A 20,618-nucleotide genomic window follows, 5' to 3' on the forward strand; every position below is an offset into this window, starting at 1 on the left:
GTTGATGTACTTGGACCCATGGCATCGCATCAGATCCAGGGCCGGACGGTGGGCATGCCCGTACGGGTGAGGGACGCCGAGGTGTGCAGTGCCCTCTACCCGGTGCGTGCCGACGCCGCCCGGGCGGTGATCGCGTACTCAGGGCTGGACGTGGCAGAGGTGCTGCCCGGCAAGGCCGTCTGCGTGCTGGTGTTCGTGGACTACCGCGACGGCGACCTCGACACCTACCACGAGTTCGGCATGGCCTTCCTCGTGCGCCCGCCGGGCTCGGCCGGCTCCGTGGGGCCGGGCGAGCTGCGGCACGCCGGGGTGTTCGTGCACTGGCTGCCGGTGGACCAGGGGTTCACGCTGGAGGCCGGGCGCACTCTGTGGGGTTTCCCCAAGGAGCTGGCGGACATCGAGCTGCGGCTCTCGTCGCCGTACAAGAGGTGCATCCTGCGCAAGGACGGGCGGCTCGTGCTCGACATGCTCGTCAAGCCGGGGCTGCCCGTGCCGGCCGGGGCCGCGATGGCGCCGCTGGACGCCTACACGCATCGCGACGGGGTCACCCGGCGGGTGCCGTGGAGCGTGCGGGCCAAGGGGGCCAGGGTGCGGCCCAGCGGGGCGTTGATCCGGCTGGGCAACCATCCCATCGCCAAGGAGCTGAGCGAGCTGGGGTTGCCCAAGCGGGCGCTGTTCAGCACGACGATCTCGCACGCCGAGATGAGCTTCGGCGAGGCGAGCGAGGCCTGAGCCGGAGGGAGGGATCCATCCCTCCCCCGGCCCTCAGACGATCGGCGGCCGGCCGAGCTTGACCATCCGCCAAGCCGTGGCCCAGGCCATCGGCCGGCGCTCACCGGCAGGAGTCCGCAGCCCCTCGAAGAAGCCGGAGAACCACGCCTTCAGCGCCCCAGAGGCCCCGCGCTCGCGGATCACGGTGAGCACGACCCAGTTGGTCAGGTACAGGAACGCCAGTGGCCACGGCAGGTTCCGGCGGGCCAGCCACACCCGGTTGCGGGCGTTGAGCCGGTGGAACTCGGCGTGCCTGGTCGGCGGCACCTGCGGGTGGTACATCACCGTCTCGGCGTCGTACTCGATGCGGTAGCCCTCGCCGAGCAGCCGCCAGGCCAGGTCGGTCTCCTCGTGCGCGTAGAAGAAGCGCTCGGGCAGGCCGCCCACCTGGAGGAAGGCGGAGCGCCTGATCGCCGAGGCGCCGCCGAGGAAGGTGGTGACGGGGCTGGACCGCTGGGGGTCGCCCGCGCGCAGGCGCGGGACGTGGCGGCGCTGGCTGCCGCTCCCGTCAGGGTCCATGATGCGGAAGGAGATCACGGCCAGGTCGGGCTCGGTGGCGAAGCGGTCCCGCACGTGCGAGACGACCTTCGGGTTGGCGTACCAGCCGTCGTCGTCGAGGAACAGCACGACGTCTCCCGAGCACTCCTCCACGCCCCGGTTACGGCCGGCGGGGATGCCCGTGTTCTGATCGAGCCGGATCGCTTTCACGACCGCGGCCGACCCCTCGGGTGGCGTCGCCGACACCTCGGGCACGTCGGCACCGTTGCCTACGATCACCACCTCGACGTCGCCGTCGACCTGGTTGAGCGCGGACTCGACCGCCCGGTTCAGCTCCGCGACCCGGTTGCCCATGGTGAGGATGACGCACGAGATCTTCAACGAATCACTGTCCTGACGCGTTGAGAGCACGAGCGGAGCATTCTTTCATGATCACCGAGTCTGCTGGTCTGCATGGTCTGGGAATGGTGAAGCTAAGCGTATCGGAACCGACGATGAACCCCCACCGAACGGCGGACGTCCGATCAATACGACGGACGAAAGGCTTCCTCGGTTCCAGGCGCGCCATCAAGCCAGTCGCCTCGACGCCATGATGCTGATCAGGTGCAGGACGGTCTGCAGCGCGGCGGCGAGCAGACAGGCCACCACGAGCACCCGCGTGGCCGTCAGATCGCCGATGACCAGGTCGATCACCGCGGTCACCACGGCCAGCATGGACAGCTCGATCGGCTGCACGATGCGGTGGAACTTCGTGGCCGCCAGCACCCGCCGCCCCAGCCCGAGCAGCCCGGAGCGGAACTGCACGGCCGCGGCCTCGCTCGCGGCTCCCAGCCCGCCCTTGGCCCGGGCCACTTCGACGAGGTCGCTCTCGGCCTTGATGAGGATGGCGCCGAGCGCGGCGGCGAAGCCGAAGACCGTGTACCAGTCGGGCAGCACGGCCGAGGCCCGCCAGCCCAGCCCGGCCAGCACCGCGGCCTCGGCGAAGTATGCGCCGACCCGGTCGAGGTAGACGCCCGCCAGGGACGTCTTGCCCGTCCAGCGGGCCAGCTCGCCGTCGGAGCAGTCGAGCAGCAGGTAGACCTGGATCAGTAAGGCGGCCAGGACCGCCGCCCAGAGCCCCGGCAGGGCCAGCACGACGCCGGCCAGGACCCCGGCCACCGTCATCACCCAGGTGAGCTGGTTGGGCGTGACGGAGGTCTTGGTGAACATCCAGGTGACGTAGATGGACAGGCGGCGCATGTAGAGCACGCCCGCCCAGTGCTCGCCGTTCCTGCGCTCCAGGTGGCCGGGTGGCTGGGCCACCTGGCGCAGCTCAGCTACCGAAGGCCCGGACATAGTCCCCCACCCGATCGCGGATCTCCGAGTCCTGCATGCGCAGGTGCTCCAGGATCGTGTAACGGCCGGGACGGGTGGCCGGGGCCAGCGCGATGACCTCGGCGAACTGCTCGGCGCTCAGCCCGATGTCGCCGGGGACGACGGGCAGCTCGTGCCGGCGCAGGCAGTCGACCACCTGTTTGACGCGGGCGTCGTCCTGTCTGAGGAAGAAGCAGAAGGCGGCGCCGATGCCGGCGAGCTCGCCGTGGTTGGAGGTGCCGGGGAAGAGCTGATCCACGGCATGAAGGATCTCATGGTCTCCACCGCTCGCGGGCCGCGAAGAGCCCGCGACGACCATCGACATGCCCGACAGGATCAGCGACTCGGCCAGGACGGTCAGGAACCCGTCGGACTCGATGGAGTCGGTGCGCCCGATGAGCGCCTCGGCGGCGGTGCGGGACATCGAGCAGGCCAGCCCGTCGATCGGCTCGCCGCGCTCGACGTTGCCGAGCTGCCAGTCCTCGATGGCCGACAGGTTGCTCACCACGTCGCCCACGCCCGCCCTGACCAGCGACTCGGGCGCGTTGTGCACGAAGTCGAGGTCGACCAGGATGGCCAGCGGCATCGGCACGCCGAAGGAGCCCTTGCCGCCCTCGTAGACGAGCGAGGCGGTGGGCGAGCAGATGCCGTCGTGGGAGAGGTTGGTGGCCACCGCGACCATGGGGATGCCTGCCAGGGAGGCGGCGTACTTGGTCACGTCGATCGTCTTGCCGCCGCCCACGCCCACGACCACCTCGTAGGCCGCCTTGCGCAGGTCGGCGCCGAGCGAGACGGCCGCGTCGACCGACCCGTCGGCCACCCTGAACACCTCGGCCTCGCCCAGCGTGGGCGCGATGAGGCTCTCGATGTGGTCGCCCTGGCCCATGCCGACGGCCACCGCGACCCTGCCGGAGGTCGCCACGCGGCTGTCGGCCAGCAGGGCGCCGAGCTCGGCGACCGCGCCGCGCCTGACGTCCATGGTCAGCGGCGCCGGCAACATCCTCGCTAGAAGCGGCATCCGCGCCCCCTCAGTAGTGAACGGCTATGGCGCGGGCCTTGGCCAGGTCGTCGTGGTTGTCCACCTCGACCCAGTCGACCTCTCCGATGGGCGCGGCGTGGATGATCTCGCCGCGGTCGACCATCTCCTGGTAACCGTCCTCGTAGTAGAGCTGCGGGTCGCGCTCGAAGGTGGCCTTGAGCGCGTCGGCCAGCCGGTCGGCGGCGGCCGGCCTGATGAGGGTGGCGCCGATGTACTCGCCGTACGCCTGCGCCGGGTCCATCAGCTTGGTGATGCGGCGCAGCGCGCCCTCCGGCGACAGGGTGACCTTCATCTCCTCGTCGGCCAGCGACTTGACGTCGTCGACGGCCAGCAGGATGTCGCTGGTCTCGGGCGCGGCGAGCAGCGTCTTCTCGATGGAGACCGGGTGCACGGTGTCGCCGTTGACCAGGAGCGCGCCCTGGGCGAAGTAGTCGCGCGCGCACCACAGGGAGTAGGCGTTGTTCCACTCCTCGGCCTTGTCGTTGTGCACGAGGGTGAGCTTGACGCCGTGGCGCTCCTCCAGGGCCTCCTTGCGCTCGTGTACGGCCTGCGCCGCGTAACCGACGACGACCACGACGTCCCGCAGGCCCACCTCGGCGAGATTGCGCAGCGAGATGTCCATGATCGTGGTCTCGCCGTCGACCGGCACGAGCGCCTTGGGCAGCGTGTCGGTGTACGGCCGCAGGCGTCGTCCGGCCCCAGCGGCCAGAACCATTCCCAGCAACGTGCACTCCTCAGTCGAGCATGACTCCGATGGCCCAAAGAGTATTCGTCTTTGGGCCCCGTGCGGGTAATCCGGCGTTAGTCTTGCGTTCCCATATCGGTCGCATCCACCCCGGATCGGGGCGCGGCGAGCCAGCACGTCAGGCTCTCCCAGCCGAACAGTCCCCACAGGTAGACCGCGAGCAGCAGGTAGCCCCCGGTCAGCCAGCCCGACAGCGCGACCAGGGAGACCACCATCATCCGCCCGTCCCAGCCGAGCCCCAGAGTGGACAGCCAGGCCGGCGGATAGACGTGCTGGCGCAACCGGTAGACCAGATCGTAATGGTGGAACGCCAGGGCGGCGAGCAGCATGAAGATCACCAGGGGGTGCACGTCGTGGGCGAACCCGCACGCCGCGATGAACGTGTACTCGATGAGCCGCAGGATCGGCGGCACGAGCCAGTCGAACCTGCCGTCGTGCGGGTGCGTGCTGCCGGGCCCGGCCAGCAGTAGCGTCACGGCGGGCGCGAACACCGCCAGGCCGTCCGTGCCCGCCACGCCGAGCACCAGCAGCACGCCCGTGACGAACGTGCCGGCGATCACCGGCGGCAGCGGCGGGAGCTGCCCTGCCACGAGCAGCCCCATCGCCCGCGAGAGCGGCCCGTCGTCGCGGTAGGCCACGACCGTGCTGCTCGGAACGGGTGTCATGTGAACCGAAATCACCTTGCCGACCTCGCGATCCGTCCGGCGAGCTGATAGAGCGCCGCCACGCCGCCCCAGCCGAGCAGCGCCAGGAACGTCACCCTGGCGTCCCAGAACGCCGCGGTGACGGCGATCAGGGCCATCCGCTCCCCGATGGGCAGCACGATCATCTTCTTCAGGTAGCGGGCGATCGTGTCGCGTTCGAGCCGCTGGGCGAGCCTGAGCACGCCGCCGGGGGCGGCGCGGACGTCCTGCGTCTCCAGCAGGGACCGCGCGGGCCTGCCCCACATGGCGCCGACGCGGGCGGCGTCGGTGACGGCGCCCGCGTACGTGTAGTCGACCGCGTGCCTGACCACCTGCAGCACCATTGCGGCCACGGCCAGGTACCAGATGTCCGCGGCGGCGGAGCCGAAGGCCAGGCCGACGTAGACGGCGTACTCCTTGAGCCGGTCGGACATGCCGTCGGCCCAGGCCCCCAGCGGGGAGAACGTGCGCGTGTAGCGGGCGAGCTGGCCGTCGAGGCAGTCGAGCGCGAACGACAGGTACAGCAGCACCGCTCCGGCCAGCCGCCCGCCCTGGGTGCCGGCCGAGAACCAGACGGCCGCCAGCAGCGCCAGCCCGGCCGAGATGCCGGTGACCGTGTTGGGGGTGAGCTTGAGCCGGACGCACGGCCTGATCAGGTGGCGGGTCCAGGTGGAGACGAAGAACGTGGCGAAGAAGCCGTCGTCGTCCTTGACGGAGGCGTCGAGCCTGACCTGCGCCTCGTCCACCTCCGCCAGCCGGGCCAGGGCGGCGTCGGCGGAGATCTGGCCGGTCACCCGGTCGGCGTGCAACTGGCCGATGCCCGTGGCGCGCACGCTCACGCCGGACCTGACCAGCCCGACCAGCAGCAGGTCCACCGCCTCGACGGGGGTGACGGGGCCGAGCTTGCCCGCCTCCGCCAGCTCGGCCAGCTCCTCGGCGACGTCGGCCAGCGAGGCCAGGTCGGCCTCCCCTGCCTGCAGCACGCCTCTGAAGGTGGCGTTCGCCTCGGGGACCAGGTGGAAGGAGCTGCCCGCGGCGACGACTCTGCCGCCCTCCACGCGTACGGGCGGGCGCAGCGGCCCGGCGGTGGCGTCGTGCGAGATCAGCGCGGCTGTGCTGCGGGCGGGATGCTCCAGCAGCACGGCGAGCGCCTCGGTGTGCAGCACCAGGTCGGCGGGCAGCACGGCTACGGCGCCCGTGGCGGTGCGCGCGATCTTGGCGACGCCGCGCAGGTCGGCCGCGAGGCCGCCTGCGGCGGACATCACCTGCACCTCGCGCACGGGCAGCGAGGCGAGCTGGTCGCCGAGGCGGTCGAGAAGCGTGCCGTCGCCGCTGAGGAGCCTGCACGCGGGTGTCGTGGCGAGCAGCAGGACCGAGGTGGTCGTGCTTTCGCGGGTCAATGAGTCGGGCAAAGCTCAGGTCTCCTCCCGGTCGGGGTGGAGCACGTGGTCTTGGGGGTGCGTAGACACAGCGTAGCGACAGGTCAACGCGATATCACGGAACAGCACCGTTACGCTGCCGGTATGGATTCACGGCTGCGGTCGGTAGGAGTGCTCCTCGCGGGCGGTGTGGGGCAGCGGGTCGGGCTCGGCACGCCCAAGCAGCTCATCGAGGTCGCGGGCAGGTCGATCATCGAGCATTCGCTGGCGGTGTTCGAGAGCGCGCCCGAGATCGACGAGATCGTGGTGCTGATGACGCCGGGGTACGCCGACCGGGTGCGCGAGATCGTGGCCAGGGGCGGATATCGCAAGGTCAGCAAGGTCGTGGACGGCGGTTCCAGCCGCACGGAGAGCACCTGGCGGGCGCTGGCGGCGCTCGGGGAGGAAGAGTGCGACGTGCTGTTGCACGACGCTGTACGCCCCCTCCTGGAGCCCCGGATCATCACGGAATGTGTCAGGGCGCTGGAGACCCACGAGGCCGTCAACGTGGCGATCCCGAGCTCCGACACGGTCCTCGTGGCGACGCCCGAGGGGGCCATCGGCGAGGTGCTCGACCGGTCGCGGCTGCGGCGCAGCCAGACGCCGCAGTGCTTCCGGCTGTCGGTGATCCGGAAGGCGTACGAGCGGGCGATGGCCGACCCCGGGTTCGCCTGGCTGCCCGCCACGGACGACTGCGGGGTGGTGCTGCGGTACCTGCCCGAGGTGCCGATCCACCTGGTGCAGGGCAGCGAGCGCAACATCAAGGTGACGCACCCGGCCGACCTGCACATCGCCGAGCTGCTGTTCCGGCTGCCCGCGCCCGTGCCTGCGGGCGACCGGGACGCGCTGGCGGGACAGGTGATCGTCGTCCTGGGCACGGACGCCTCGGCGGCGGACTCCGTGATCGGCCGGGAGGCAGCCCGTCACGGCGCGACCGTGCACGTCCTGACGAGGGCCGACGGCGTGCGGGTCGAGGATTCCGACTCGGTCGCCAAGGCGCTCGACGACGTGGGCGCGGCCGACCACGTGGTGCTGGCGGCGGGTCCGTCCCACTCGGGCGACCTGGCGCGCGCGAGCGCCGAGACCGTGACCGACGCGGTCGGCGCCGGCCACCTGGGCGCGCTCAACGTCGCCCGCGCCGCCCGCCCGCACCTGCGCGGAGCCGCGTCGGGAGGGCGTGCCGCGGGGGCCGCTCCCGGCCCTCGGAGCAGCCTGCTGCTGCACGTCCCGCCAGGCTCCGGCGCGCTGCACGAGTCCGGCGCGGCGGCCGTGGCCGGGCTCACCCGGGCGCTGGCCCGCGAATGGGTCGCCGACGGCATCCGGGTCAACTGCGTCAATACCGGCGCCTCTCCGCTCGTGGTCGCGCAGACCTCGCTGGACATCCTCATCTCCGACCTATCAGGGCAGGTCATAGACGCCCGCGTGGACGGCACTTGACCTGACGCTTGTTACCGTGCGATCACATGGGGAGACTCATCGTGATCGCGGCGCTGCTGGGCTGCTACCCGGTGTTGCTGGTGGCGGCGCTATGGCCGGCGCCGGTGCTGTTCGGGGTGGTGGCCGCGGCCTCGTACCTGATCGAGTACGCGGCGCCGCGCGCCGCCCGCCCGCTGCCCGAGCTGCTCGGCAAGGTGCACCTCGGGATCACGCTGCGCTTCGCGGCCCGGGAGACCATGGCGCTGCTCCTGGTCGCCAGGACGGCGGGGGCCGAGCTGCCGTGGTTCGCGGCGCTGGCGGCCGGCATGCTGGCGATCCACGCGGTGCGGGCCCTGCACACGGGGCTGGCGCTGCGGCTGCGCCAGATGCTCAGCAGGATGCCGGTGACCACCCGCAACCTGGACGTCTCCGCGCTGAGCAGCCCGAAGATGCCGCCGGGGCCGCTGCGCGACGCCCGCAGCGTGCCGTTCCTCTACCTGGACGCGCTGCCGGTGCTCGGCGCCGTCCTGGGCGTCGTCCCCGCCACGGCGGGCGCGGGGGTGGCGCTCGCGGCGGGCCTGGCGGCGGCGCTCGCGCTCATCCCGTACGTGCGCCGCGCCAGGCCCCTCACCGACCGGGCCAGGGTGCTGGAGGTCGTGTCCGAGCAGGTCGAGAAGTACGGCCCCGAGGTCATCCTGTACTTCTCCGGCGCCACGGCCGCCGCCTACCAGGCGAGGATGTGGCTGCCCACCCTCGAACGCATCAACCGGCGTGCCATCGTCGTGCTGCGCGAGCGCGGCATGGCCAGGCACCTGGAGTCCACGACGCTGCCGATGGTGTGCATCCCGTCGTCGGCCGACCTGATGAGCTTCCGCGCGCTGGCCGGCGCCAAGCTGTGCCTGTACGTCGCCAACGTCGGCAGGAACGTGCACATGCTGCGCATCCCGACCCTGCGCAGCGCGTTCCTCAACCACGGCGACAGTGACAAGGAGGCCTCGTTCAACCCGTTCTCGCGGGTGTACGACGAGGTGTGGGTGGCGGGCCCCGCGGGCCGCGACCGGTACCGGCGGGCCAGGGTCGGGGTCAGGGACGAGAACATCCACGAGGTCGGGCGGCCCCAGCTCCAGGGCATCTCGACGGAGGGGCCCGGGCTGCCGTACCGGACGGTCCTGTACGCGCCCACCTGGGAGGGCTGGAACGACGACCTGTTCCACACCTCGCTGATCACCATGGGGCCGCGTCTGGTGCGCGCTCTGCTCGACCACCAGCCTCCGCTGCGGGTCGTCTACAAGCCGCACCCGCTCACCGGGCACCGCGACAAGAGCGCCACCCGGGCGCACAGGAAGATCGTCGCCATGATCGAGGCGGCGGAGCTGGCCAAGTCGAAGGCCCGCCACCCCTCCAGGGCCGACGGCACGGCGCCGCACATCAGGCACCTGGTCGTCACGGGGCACTCGCCGCACCTGTACGACTGCTTCAACGAGTGCGATCTGCTCATCAGCGACATCTCCAGCGTGGTGGCCGACTTCCTGGCCAGCGAGAAGCCGTACGCGGTGACGAACGTGACGGGGCTCCCCGAGCGCGCCTTCCACGAGCGGTACCCGAGCACGGAGGCGGGGACGCTGCTGGGCGAGGACCTGTCGGGGCTGGCGGAGTTCCTGGACGGGGAGGACACGCTGGCCAGGGCACGCGTCAAGCTGCGGAGTTACCTGCTGGGGCCGGAGTACCCGGACGCGATGGCCCGCTTCAACGCGGCGGTCGAGCGGGTGTTCTCGGGCGGCTGAGCCCGCGGGTCCTGGAAGGACCCCGCCGGAGTACGGCGGGGTGCGGGGGACGTTCGGAAACTCAGCTCTGCGGCCGGGACAGCTTCTTCGGGCTGGTCAGGAAGCCCCAGCCCCACGAGCAGTGCATGGTCGCGTACACCACGGGCAACCGCAGCTTGGCGCTCATCGGCAGCCCGCCGCCGGTCAGCGCCGAACCCGCGACGATCGCCAGCGCGTACCCGCCGGGGATGATCAGCGCGAGCGGCAGGAACGGCGAGACGACCAGCCCGAGCAGCATGGCGAGCACGGCCGCGGGAGGCGCGAGGTAACGCAGGTTGATCGTGCCCTCGTGGGTGCGCGCGACCACCCGCCGCCACCGGCCGTAGTGGAAGTACTGCTTGGCCAGCGCCTTCACGTTGGGCCTCGGCCGGTAGAGCACCCGCATGCGCGGCTGGAACCACACGAGCCCGCCCGTCTGACGGATGCGGTGGTTCATCTCCCAGTCCTGGGCCCGCTGGAAGTGCTCGTCGTAGCCGCCCACCCTGGCCAGCGCCGACCGCCGGAAGACGCCGAGGTAGACGGTGTCGGCGGGCCCGGCCGAGCCGCCCACGTGGAACGCGGCCGCGCCCACGCCGATCTTGGAGGTCATGGCGCAGGCCACGGCCTGCTCGAAGGGGGTGACCCCCTCGGCCGCCATGATGCCGCCCACGTTGTCGGCACCGGTCTCGGCCAGTGTCTCGACGGCCACGCGCAGGTAGTCGGAGGGCAGCATGGCGTGCCCGTCGACTCTGGCGACGATGTCGTTGCGGGAGGCGGCGATGGCCGCGTTGAGTGCGTTGGGGGTGCGGCCCGTCGGGTTGGGCACCACCGTCACCCGCCGGTCGGCCGCCGCGATGGCGTCGGCGACCTCCTGGGTGCGGTCCTGGGACGGACCCACGGCGAGAACGATCTCGATCTCACCTGGGTAGCTCTGGGCGAGGACCATCTCGACGGCCTCGCGGAGGTGCCGCTCCTCGTTGAGGACCGGCATGACGACGGAGATGGGGGGCCAGCCGCGCGTCTGCGCGGGCGCGTGCGGCGAGTCGGGGAACTGCTTCATGGCGGGGCTCACGCTACTGTACGACCGTGGGAGGAGGGCAATCGAAAGGCTGATCCTCCTGGGTGACAAAAGGGGGACCACATGCGCGACCCGGACGAGGAGGACGGCGGTGTGCTCGTGGGCGGCGACGCCTACGGCGGCGTCAAGCTGACCACTCCTGTCCGCACTCGCAGGCCGCCGCGCAGAAGTGCCAAGGCCCGCCGCCGCAACGTGCTGGCCGCCGGGCTCCTGTCCACGGGCGTGCTGATCACCACGGGCGTGGTGTGGGCGACCCCGCGTCAGATCGGCACGGTGGACGCCGGCGTGACGGCGCCCGCGTCCCGTGGCGCCGAGAACATCCTCCTGGTCGGCGTCGACAAGCGCGACGACCTCACCCGCCAGCAGCAGAACCGGCTCAAGCTGGGCCGGGAGAGCGGCCAGCGCACCGACACCATGATGGTGATCCACCTGTCGGAGGACCACAGCGAGGTCACCGTGGTGAGCCTGCCGCGCGACACGTGGACGACGATCCCCGGCAAGGGCGACCACAAGATCAACTCCGCGTACCAGTTCGGCGGGCCCAAGCTGGCCAAGCAGACCGTGGAGGCGGCCACCGGGCTGGAGATCAACCGCTACATCGAGGTCAACATCCTGGGCTTCATCGACGTCGTCGACTCCCTCGGCGGGGTCACCGTCTGCACGCCCGTCCCGATCAACGACACCAAGATCGCGCTCAACCTGCCGGCCGGCACCCACCAGCTCGACGGCGTGCAGGCGCTCGGCTACGCCCGCACCCGCGCCACCGCCCGTTCCGACCTCGACCGCATCGACCGGCAGCAGCAGGTCATCTCGGCGCTGCTGAACCGGGCGCTGAGCGCCGACACGCTGGCGAACCCGGCCAAGCTGGCCTCGTTCGTCAACTCGACGCTGAGCACGGTGAAGGTCGATCCGGACGACGGGCTGCTCGGGCTGGCCACGCAGATGCGGGACGTCTCGCTGCAGAACGTGAAGTTCGCCGAGGTGCCGCTGGCCGACGTGGACTTCAAGGCCCCTACGGGCGAGTCGGCGGTGCTGTGGGACAAGCAGGCGGCCCGCGACCTGTTCGCCAAGATCGACGCGGACCAGGATCCCGCCAAGCCCACGCCGTCCGCGTCCGCCTCGGCCTCCCCCAAGCCTTCGGCGATCGCGCCCGACCAGATCACGCTGGAGGTCAAGAACGGCACGCTGATCACCGGCCTGGCGGCGCGGGCGAAGGAGGCGCTGGTCGCCTACGGCTTCAAGGTGCCCGGCAAGCCGGGCAACACCTCGAAGAAGGACTACAAGGAGACCTTCATCCGTTACGGCGAGGGTTTCGAGCAGCAGGCGAAAGTCGTGGCGGCCGCCATTCCCGGCGCGAAGCTGCGGAAGGTGGAGCTCGACGGCATCGAGCTGATCCTGGGCAGCGACCAGCCGAAAGTTCTGCAACAGAAGTCTTCCGGCACCCCAACTGCGAAACCGAGTGTTACACCAACCACCAAAACGGCAATGCAGAACATATGTAAGAAATAGGCATAATTATCTGGGTGTCGGGCAGGTGAGGCCCATGGTGGTCAGGTACTGGCGGGAGGAGCCCTGTACGGTTCTGCACGTCGTAGGCGATCTCGACGTTGCAGGCGCGCCCCGGCTGCGGGCGGAGCTCGAACAGGCCCTGGCGTCCGCCGATCCCCTCAACGTGGTCGTCGACCTCACCGAAGTGCCGTTCTGCGATTCCGTCGGGCTGGGCGTGCTGGTGGCCACGCTCAACCACGTCCAAGACCTGAACGGCCGCATGATCCTCGTCCTCGCGCCCGGAATGATCCGTCATTTGCTGACGATCACGAATCTCGACCGGCATTTCGAGACGAGCCATTCCCTCACCGAGGCGCGCAGCGTGCTGGAGAGCGCCGCCTGAGCGGTAACGGGTAAAACCGGTAAGAGGTGTGCGAGAACATGGTCGTGTCATGTCGGCGCGCCTCTCCACGACCCCCTTGCGAAGTCGCGGGAGAGCCCCCTCAGCGGTGGAGGCTTTCACGTTGTTCGACCAGTTCCCCGAGCCTGGGCGCTCCCAGCTCCGCGCCGCCTTCGACGAGGGCAAGACGCGGCCTGAGTGGTGCTTCGCGGAAGGGCAGGCCCGGCTGGCCTACTGGGCGCCCTTCCCCGGCTCGGAGCCGGTGATCGTCTGGCAGTTCGACCCGGGCGCCGACCCCGTCGCCGCCGCCGGCCTGCTGCGCCGCAGCCTCGGCGAGATGGGCCTGACCAAGGTCATCCACGACATCTCACTGCAACCCGGGCTCGACCCCGCCGTCGATCGCGCCGTCGAGCACGAGGCGCTCATCGAGGCCGGGTTCGCCATGGAGGTCGAGCGGCTGCTGCTGGAGTGGGCGGCCGTGAGCGACGTTCCCGCCGATCCGGGCAGGCTGACGTACGTGCCCGCGCGCCGCATGGACCCCGCCGAGGTGATCGGCATCCTCGTCCGCGTCTCCGAGGGCTCGCTCGACCACGACACGCGGGTGGAGGTGGCCACGTCCGGCGCGGAGAAGGAGGCCCGCTGGATGTACGACGACCTGATGAGCCGCAAGGCCAAGCCGAACTGGTTCGTCATCGGCTACCTGGGCGACTCCCCCGTGGGCCTGGTCGCCCCCGACGACCACTCGATCGCCTACATCGGCGTGGTGCCCGAGCACCGCGGCCACGGCTACGTGGACGACCTGCTGGCCTGGGGCACCCGCACGCTCGCCGAGGCCGGCCTGCAGCGCGTCGTGGCCGCCACCGACGTCGCCAACGTCCCGACCGCCGCCGCCTTCAGGCGTGCTGGATACTCGGAGGTCGGCAGGCTGTTCCGCTATTACTGGAGGGCATCGTGAGACTTGGCGTCATGTTCGACCGGGATCTGCCGCCCGAGCAGCTCATCCCGTTCGCGCGAGCGCTCGACGAGACGTCCGTGGACGACCTGTGGGTGGTCGAGGACCTGGGCTGGACGGGCGGCCTCACCTCGGCCGCCACGGCGCTCGCCGTCACCTCCCGGCTGCGCGTCGGCCTCGGCATCGCCCCCGCTCCCCTGCGCAACCCGATGCTGCTGGCGATGGAGCTGGGCAACCTGGCCCGGGTGCACCCCGGCAGGCTGGCCGCCGGGATCGGTCACGGCGTCCAGGACTGGATGCGCCAGGTGGGCGCCGCCGCCGCCTCGCCGCTCGCCCTGCTGGAGGAGACGATCACCGCCGTGAGCGCGCTGCTGCGCGGCGAGACGGTCACCCTGCACGGCAGGTCCGTGCACCTGGACGGCGTGTCGCTGGTGCACCCACCCCTTGAGCCGCCGCCCGTGCTGGCCGGGGTCAAGCGGCCGCGCTCGCTGGCCCTGTCGGGACGCGTGGCGCAGGGGACGATCGTGCCCGAGGGGGTGGGGCCCGACGAGCTGCCGGGGATCGTCGAGACGATCGGCGCAGGGGAGGATCACGAGCTGGTCGTGTTCACGTTCCTGCGTCTCGGGTCCGGCAGTGACGAGGAGACGCGGTCGATGGTCGCCGGGCAGGCGGGGTTCCTGGGGGTGGCGCCCGAGGACGTGGCGATGGCGTCCGGCACGGCCGAGGAGGCCGCCTCGCACGTCAAGGCGCTGTGGGCGGCGGGGGCCACGTCGGTGGCGGTGCGGCCGATCGGCGGCGATCCGCTGGGGCAGGTGAACGCGCTGCTGGCGGCGCTGTAGCCGAAGACCGGCGGGCGCGCTGCCGGCGGCGCTGTAGGCGAGGACCGGCGGGCGTGCTGCTGGCGGCCCGGTCTTGACCGCGCCGGCGGGCGCGCCACCGGCGGCCCGTTCACGGCCGCGTGCTCTCATTCGTGCGCTCCGGGAAGCGCGCTGCGGAAGAATGCGAACGTCAGGGAGTTCGTGACCGCCTGAACGTCGGGCCCCGCGAGATAGTGACCCCCCGAGGGGAGGACGACCTGCGCCGACGGTGACCCCGCCCGCCTCAGCGCCCGGGCGAAGAGTCGCGAGTGCTCCGGGTCGACGACCGCGTCGTCCTCCGCCGCCATCACGAGCGTCGGTGGGAGGCGCTCGTCCAGCATGGCCGCCGGAGAGATCCCGGCGCGTTCCCGCCGGGCGGTGCGGCCGAGCCCGAGCCTGGTGACGAGCATGGGGCCGCCGGCGAGCCCGTCCGCGTCCTCCAGGTCGTAGATCCCTGACTGCAGGACCGCCGCGCCGAATCGCCGCGGGGACGAGACCAGCGCACCGGCGGCCACCAGAGCCCCGTACGATGCTCCGAGCAGGCCGATCTGCTCCCGCCGGGCGGCGCCGGTGGCCACCAGCGCGTCCGCCACCGCGTGCAGGTCCGCGAAGGCCCGCCGCATCCGGAGACCGAACCCGGCGCTCGCCCATGCGGGGCCGAGCTCGCCGCCGCCGCGGACGTTCGCGATGGCGACGTTGCATCCACGCGCGATCCAGGCGGACTCGAGGTGGGGCATGTGGCGCGGCCCGATGACCGCCCCGAACCCGCCGTACACCAGCACCACCGTCGGACGTGGCCCGTCGCTCCCGGCCTGGTGCAGGGTGTAGGGCACGCGTACGCCGTCGTCGGCGGTCGCCAGGAGAGCCCGTGACCCTGGCCACTCCGGGGTGCGGAGCGGTGCGCCCGGGCGGACGAGGCGAGCCGGCGTGCTGAAGCCGGACGCGGTGACGAAAGGCGCGCCGTCGTCGGCGGCGACCAGGGCTTGCGGGGTGAACCCGGCGGGGATCGCGCCGCGCGCCGTGCCCGGCTCACCCGCCGGGCCCGGCGTGACGAGCCGGATCTCGGAGCTGCCGTGGTCGAGCACGGACAGTGCCAGGTCGTCGCCGGTGACGAGGACTCTGGCGAGCGCCTGGCCGGTTTCCGGGCGGAAGAGCACCCGTGGTCCGGACGGTGTCAGGCCCGGCGCTGCCGGTGGCTCGCAGGCGAGGAGCGTGCCCGGCGCCACGCCCAGAACGGGGTCCGGTGTCCCGTTCCTGACGACGAACACCCGGTCGCCGACGCCGTACGCCTCATATCCCCGGTTGGGCCGCACCCGCCACCATCCCGCGTCAGGGCGCTTCATGAGAAGGGCGCGGCGGCCGTCGCGCGAACGGGCTCGTACCCACAGGGTTCCGTCGGCGCTCGCGTACACGGTCACGGACGCGGTCACGGACGCGGCTGTGGACGCCGCCGCCACAGACGCCGCCACAGACGCCGCCACGGACGCGGTGTCGTCGCGGAACACGGCCTCCACGTGAGCGTTCTCCACGCGGTCATGCCGGCGCACGGTGCGCACGCGCCACAGAGCCTCGCCGCCGGGCCCGGTCGTCCGGTCCGTCACGAGCACGGCGTGGGGCCCGCGCCACGTCGCCGACATCGCCTCCCCCGTCAGGCGGTACCCTCCCTCGGCCGTGCCTACCCAGCGCCGCTCGGCGAGATCGGCCTCCGCGACGAGCCGGCGGCCGTCACCCTCCAGGGTCACCAGGACCCGCGCCCCGCTCCGTCCGGCGTGCGGCGTGCGCAGGATCTCGACCGCGCGCCAGACGAGCCGGCCGGTCCGCGGCCCGCCGAGGTCGCCGGTCTCCAGGACGGACGCCCATGGCCCGGTGACGCTCCCGTCGTCGTCGAGGACGGCCCGCTCGATCCGTCCGCGCCCGGGCGTGCCGCCGTCGGCGAGGCGGTAGACGCTCCCGTCCCGGACGACGAGGTACCGCACGGCCGGGCGCGCGGCCGAGTCCGCCAGGAGGGCCGGCGCGTCCTCGCACTCCACCCACGGGCTCTCGATCAGGCCGCCGGCGGTGAGGCACGAGAAGGGCACCCCGAGCACCTCGTGGCCGGTCATCATCCCTCCTTCTCCGTCCGCGTCGCTCCGGCGGGTGTTTCCCCGCGCCGTCGATCTTCCCGTCCGGCGTACTGCGCCGCTGCGCCCGCGACGATCACGGCGGAGAACGCGGCCATGCCCGCCTCATAGGGCACGCTCGCCAGCAGCAACCCGCTCAGCATCGGTGGCAGTGGCGCGAGGACGGCCGAGATGAGCTGGATCGAGCTCTGCACCCGGCCCTGGAGCTCATGCGGTGTGTCGGCGGCGATCGAGCCGAACACGCCCGAGTTCCACGCGGGCAGCAGCAGGGTGGCGATGCCGAACAGGAGACCGATGACGAGCGCGGTGTGCACGAACCCCGACACCAGCGCGGCGGCCGCGTACGCGGCGCCGCACCACACGACGATCGTCGGGACGCGCAGGCGCCGCAGCAGGCAACCCGCGGCGAGGACGCCGGCGATGGCCCCGGCCGCGCTGACGGACTCGACGAGGGAGATCTCGGCGCTCGCCGTGCCGCGCGAGCGCAGCGCGAGTACCGCCGTGAAGAGGGCGCCGTTGATGCCCAGGTTGATCACGGCACCGCCGACCGCCGCGGTCCACACCGGCGGACGGCGCGCCACGTACAGCAGGCCGTCACGCAGATCGACGACGAACGCGGGCCGGGCCGTCCGTGTCACGCCGCGGGCTCGCGCCCTCGTTCCCCGCACCGCGACCGCGGCGAGCAGCACGAGCAGGAGTCCCGCCACGAGCACCCAGCCCGTATGCGCGGCGTAGAGCACCCCGGCCAGCGCCGGAGCAACGACCGCGATGACATGGATCCGGCCCTGATTGACCGTGTAGGCGTCGCGAACCTCCGCACGCGGGACGACGGCGCGCAGAATTCCCGCGTACGCCGGCACGAGGAGCGAGCCCGCGGCCGCCACCACGCCGGCGAGGACGGCCAGGCCGGGCGCCGACCCACCGCCGAAGCCTGGCAGCGTCAGCGCGAGCAGGGCCCCGAACGCGAGCGCCTGCGCGAGCAGCGCCAGGATGACGAGCAGCGCCCTGTCGTGCCTGTCGGCGATCGTGCCCGCCAGGACACCGGCCAGGGACGCCGCAGTCAGGCTGACCGCCGTGACGACACCGGCCAGCGTGGTCGACCCGGTGATGTCGAACGCGAGGAGCGGCAGCACGAAGTGCAGCATGGACGACGCCGTCGTCGATGCGAGCTGAGCCGTGAAGAGGTAGCGGTAGCGGCGATGTCGCAGAACGCTCGGCACAACGGTTCCTCCCTTCTGAGGTGGGGCGCCGGTGCCGGGCGAGGGGCCGCTCGGCACGGTCCGTCCGATGGCGCCCGGCACGGTCGGCCGGTGGCGTTCGGCGCGGTCGGCCGGTGGCGGTCGGCCGGTGGCGTTCGGCGACGTCCGTTCAGCGGCGCCCGGCGCGGTCGGTCAGTAGATCGGGTGCGGCTCCGCGCGATCGTCGCGCTGCCGCGGGAGCGGGGTGCGCCCGCTCACGGGCTCCACCGCCTGCTCGGCTGGGTGGGCGTTGAGGGGCAGAAGCGTGTCGCTCAGGGCGCGCACGACCGGGATGTTCCCGGCGCCCGGCAGGGGCACGGTCCAGACGCGGTGGCCGGACGCTCTCAGCAGCGCCGCGAGCTGTCCCGGTCCGGGTGTGCCCGGCGGCGCGGGCATGGGACGGATCGGCTCAGGGTCGCCACCGGGGATCCGCCGTCGCATCGACTCCCAGATGTGCCCGTTCGCGAAGTACCGGACGTAGCGGTCGGCGAGGCTGGCCACCTCGGCGGGCGGCCGTGCCCGCGCGCCCGCACACCTCGGCCTGACCACCCCCGCGACACCCGCACACCTCGGCCTGACCACCCCCGCGGCACCCGCACACCTCGGCTGGACCAGCCCCGCCGCACCCGCACGCCTCGACTGGACCAGCCCCGCGGCGGCCTCCCGCAGCGCGTGCTCCAGGCCCATGGACGGCGTGGTCCCCGCGCCGCACCCCAGGGAATGCCACGGCCCGGAGCGTGCCACGACGAGGAAGACCGTGATTCCCGGAACACGCTCGACGGCCACGCCGATCGTGTCCACCGGACCGCCCACCAGGTCTCGCAAGGCGGCGGCACGCGCGTCCCCCAGCGTGACGGGGCGTCCCTGGCACCGTCCCCACCACCAGGCGAGAACGGCGTCGCGCTCGCACAGCTCCAGGACGGCGGCGACGGTCGCACGATCGAACGTGACCCCGGCGGCCAGCCCGTTGGACGTGCCGACCGACTGGGCGGGCAGACCTCCGCCCCCGCCTCCCAGCCAGACCAGCGGGGCCGGGACGAGCGTGACGGCGTCACCCGCGAGCTCGGCGGCCGGCAACCACGCCTGGCACTCGTCGTCCCGGACCCATGACCTGCCCGGCGCCACGTCCCGTTGCCGGGTGAGCTGTTGCTGCGTGCGGTGCGGCACCCCACCTGCGCGTAACTCCCCGGCGGTGGACCAGGTCGCGGTGCGCGCGTCCCAGCCGTGCGCGGCCGCCCGCTCGGCGGCCTCGCCTCGCGCGACGGCGCGGGCCTCCTGCTCGGTGCGCCCCGCGCCTGACCCGACCACGTCGAACGGGAACACCTCGCCCGACCTCGTGGTGTACGTCCCCCGGGCGCGCACGTGGGCGACGGCGAGGCTCACGCGGATGCCTCGCCGTCGCGCAGGCGGCCCACGACCGCCGCGCCGAACACGGAAACGACGGGGTGGCCGTACGGCATGCAGCGATTCACGTCCGCCTCGATGGTGGCGCCGATGGGGCACAGGCCGACCGTCGATCCCACGGCGGAGTACTGAAGCGCCGTCAGGATCGCGCCGGCGTCCTTGTAGGCGTTGGCGTAGGCGAAGCCCCGGTACTTGCCGTGCAGCACGGCGTCCGTCGCGCACAGCACGAGCACGGCGGCGGGCCCGTGGGGCAGGCCGGTCGAGGCCGCCGCGGCGTAGCGGATCCTGGACGCGGCTGCCGCGCCGCGCCGGCCGGCGAACGCGCTCAGCCGGTGCAGCACGTCTGCCTCCGGGTCGTACCGGTACGCCCCCGGCTCCACCTCGCCGTCGAATACCAGCAGCACCGCGTCGAGCGGGTGCAGCGCGCCTGCGGACGGCGTGCTGGTGCGGCCGACCTGCGATCCCCAGCGGCTCGGCCACCGTGACCGGAATCTCCGGACCTCCGACAGGTGCGCGGTGATCGCGGCGACGCTGACCGGCCCGCCGGTCACGTCTCTGCGGGACCTCCTGGCCGCGGCGAGCCGGCGGAAGTCGCCGTTGACCTCCCGCCGGTCCGCCGCGCGTATCTGGGCTGAGCCGAGAACCGGGGCCGGGGGTACGGCGGTCGGGGGTGCGGCGGCCGGGGATGTGGCGGCCGGAGGCACTGCGGCCGAGGGCGGAGGGGCGGTCGGGCTCCGAGGGGCGGATGGGGTCGGGTCCGCGCCGAAATCCCCTCCGGCGTCCTTCCACAGGGCGAGGTCGGCGTGCTCGCGGAAGGCCGCCTCCTGCCAGGTCTCCCGCGGGCGCAGCGTGGCGGGGGCCGCGCGGTAGCCCGCCAGCACTCGCGCGAGCGCGGGATGCGCCGCGCGGCAGGGCTCCGGTGAGGGCCAGGCGGGCAGCACGGCTCCCACGAGCTCGGCCGGCAGGTCGAGGGTCCCGCTACCGGCGAAGGTCAGGCAGGCGCGGCGTGCTTCGAGCACGACGATGAGCCGCCGCGCAGCGCCGTCCGCGCCGGGCCCCGGATGCGGCGAACGGGTGGCGGCGAGGCTGAAGGGGCCGCGTCCCCGTCCGTGAAGGCCCTGCGGTCCGCTCAACGCGACCCGCAGCAGCCCGAGGAGCCCCAGATCCGCCAAGGCGTCGTCCTGGGGGCACGCGTCGAGCGGCACCTCGCCCGCGGCGGCGAACGACGCGATGGCGCCGGCGGCGTCGGCGAGCCTCATGCGCCACAGGGGCGCCGCCAGCTCGACGAGGTCGCCGTGGCTCCTGGCCCGCACGTGATCGGCCAGTGCGACCGTGGCACGGAGGTCCTGGTGCATG

The 20,618-nt window shown here is 72.4% G+C and carries 18 protein-coding genes; 7 read left to right on the forward strand and 11 right to left on the reverse strand.

Translation table 11 applies throughout. The features are described from left to right. Positions 1-18 precede the first annotated feature (18 nt). Positions 19-732 (forward strand): acetoacetate decarboxylase family protein, encoded by a 714-nt coding sequence (locus FXF51_RS37605; protein ID WP_148439469.1) that lies wholly within the window; start codon positions 19-21, stop codon positions 730-732. A 33-nt stretch (positions 733-765) separates the two neighbouring features. Here the strand turns inward: FXF51_RS37605 and FXF51_RS37610 are convergent, their stop codons facing one another. The 6 genes from FXF51_RS37610 to FXF51_RS37635 form a co-directional block, all read right to left on the reverse strand. Beyond that, positions 766-1,650 carry a glycosyltransferase family 2 protein gene (locus FXF51_RS37610; RefSeq protein WP_148439470.1) on the reverse strand — a complete coding sequence of 295 codons (885 nt, stop codon included), beginning with the start codon at positions 1,648-1,650 and terminating at the stop codon, positions 766-768. Between the two features lie 186 nt (positions 1,651-1,836). Further along, positions 1,837-2,604, reverse strand: coding sequence for a CDP-alcohol phosphatidyltransferase family protein (locus FXF51_RS37615; RefSeq protein ID WP_148439471.1), 768 nt, complete (start codon positions 2,602-2,604; stop codon positions 1,837-1,839). Beyond that, a complete protein-coding gene (locus FXF51_RS37620; RefSeq protein WP_187414789.1) occupies positions 2,582-3,622 on the reverse strand; it encodes an iron-containing alcohol dehydrogenase family protein in 1,041 nt (346 codons plus the stop codon). Before FXF51_RS37620 ends, FXF51_RS37615 begins: the two co-directional genes overlap by 23 nt. A gap of 28 nt (positions 3,623-3,650) precedes the next feature. After that, positions 3,651-4,385: a sugar phosphate nucleotidyltransferase gene (locus FXF51_RS37625; protein WP_148439473.1), complete on the reverse strand. Its 735-nt coding sequence runs from the start codon at positions 4,383-4,385 to the stop codon at positions 3,651-3,653. Positions 4,386-4,462: 77 nt separating this feature from the next. Next, positions 4,463-5,071, reverse strand: a complete 609-nt coding sequence (locus tag FXF51_RS37630) for a DUF5941 domain-containing protein (RefSeq protein ID WP_262380087.1) — start codon at positions 5,069-5,071, stop codon at positions 4,463-4,465. 11 nt (positions 5,072-5,082) lie between these two features. Then, the gene (locus FXF51_RS37635) at positions 5,083-6,501 is read right to left on the reverse strand and encodes a CDP-alcohol phosphatidyltransferase family protein (protein ID WP_148439475.1); all 1,419 of its coding nucleotides are present in this window, start codon (positions 6,499-6,501) and stop codon (positions 5,083-5,085) included. Positions 6,502-6,612: 111 nt separating this feature from the next. Between FXF51_RS37635 and FXF51_RS37640 the strand changes: the two genes are divergently transcribed. Beyond that, positions 6,613-7,944: a bifunctional cytidylyltransferase/SDR family oxidoreductase gene (locus tag FXF51_RS37640; RefSeq protein WP_148439476.1), complete on the forward strand. Its 1,332-nt coding sequence runs from the start codon at positions 6,613-6,615 to the stop codon at positions 7,942-7,944. A gap of 26 nt (positions 7,945-7,970) precedes the next feature. Next, positions 7,971-9,707 (forward strand): CDP-glycerol glycerophosphotransferase family protein, encoded by a 1,737-nt coding sequence (locus FXF51_RS37645; RefSeq protein WP_262380088.1) that lies wholly within the window; start codon positions 7,971-7,973, stop codon positions 9,705-9,707. Between the two features lie 61 nt (positions 9,708-9,768). Here the strand turns inward: FXF51_RS37645 and FXF51_RS37650 are convergent, their stop codons facing one another. After that, positions 9,769-10,785: a glycosyltransferase family 2 protein gene (locus FXF51_RS37650; RefSeq protein ID WP_148439518.1), complete on the reverse strand. Its 1,017-nt coding sequence runs from the start codon at positions 10,783-10,785 to the stop codon at positions 9,769-9,771. Between the two features lie 81 nt (positions 10,786-10,866). Between FXF51_RS37650 and FXF51_RS37655 the strand changes: the two genes are divergently transcribed. The 4 genes from FXF51_RS37655 to FXF51_RS37670 all read left to right on the forward strand — a co-directional run bounded on the left by FXF51_RS37655 (position 10,867) and on the right by FXF51_RS37670 (position 14,482). Next, on the forward strand, positions 10,867-12,312 hold the full coding sequence (locus FXF51_RS37655) for an LCP family protein (protein WP_148439477.1): 1,446 nt from the start codon (positions 10,867-10,869) through the stop codon (positions 12,310-12,312). A 34-nt stretch (positions 12,313-12,346) separates the two neighbouring features. Then, positions 12,347-12,694 (forward strand): STAS domain-containing protein, encoded by a 348-nt coding sequence (locus FXF51_RS37660; protein ID WP_148439478.1) that lies wholly within the window; start codon positions 12,347-12,349, stop codon positions 12,692-12,694. 106 nt (positions 12,695-12,800) lie between these two features. Next, positions 12,801-13,646: a GNAT family N-acetyltransferase gene (locus FXF51_RS37665; protein ID WP_187414781.1), complete on the forward strand. Its 846-nt coding sequence runs from the start codon at positions 12,801-12,803 to the stop codon at positions 13,644-13,646. Continuing rightward, positions 13,643-14,482 (forward strand): LLM class flavin-dependent oxidoreductase, encoded by an 840-nt coding sequence (locus FXF51_RS37670; protein WP_262380089.1) that lies wholly within the window; start codon positions 13,643-13,645, stop codon positions 14,480-14,482. The genes FXF51_RS37665 and FXF51_RS37670 overlap by 4 nt, the downstream gene beginning before the upstream one ends. 125 nt (positions 14,483-14,607) lie before the next feature. Here FXF51_RS37670 and FXF51_RS37675 read toward each other — a convergent pair whose 3' ends face one another. The 4 genes from FXF51_RS37675 to FXF51_RS37690 form a co-directional block, all read right to left on the reverse strand. Continuing rightward, entirely contained in the window at positions 14,608-16,602 is a 1,995-nt protein-coding gene (locus FXF51_RS37675; RefSeq protein WP_148439480.1) for a prolyl oligopeptidase family serine peptidase, read from the reverse strand. Then, positions 16,602-17,840, reverse strand: coding sequence for an MFS transporter (locus FXF51_RS37680; protein WP_187414782.1), 1,239 nt, complete (start codon positions 17,838-17,840; stop codon positions 16,602-16,604). The genes FXF51_RS37675 and FXF51_RS37680 overlap by 1 nt, the downstream gene beginning before the upstream one ends. A gap of 171 nt (positions 17,841-18,011) precedes the next feature. Then, entirely contained in the window at positions 18,012-19,241 is a 1,230-nt protein-coding gene (locus FXF51_RS37685; RefSeq protein WP_187414783.1) for a YcaO-like family protein, read from the reverse strand. After that, complete coding sequence (locus FXF51_RS37690) at positions 19,238-20,617, reverse strand: nitroreductase family protein (RefSeq protein ID WP_148439483.1); 1,380 nt, start codon at positions 20,615-20,617, stop codon at positions 19,238-19,240. Before FXF51_RS37690 ends, FXF51_RS37685 begins: the two co-directional genes overlap by 4 nt. Position 20,618 lies beyond the last annotated feature (1 nt).

This window comes from Nonomuraea sp. PA05 (assembly GCF_008086045.1).
Lineage (GTDB): Bacteria > Actinomycetota > Actinomycetes > Streptosporangiales > Streptosporangiaceae > Nonomuraea > Nonomuraea monospora.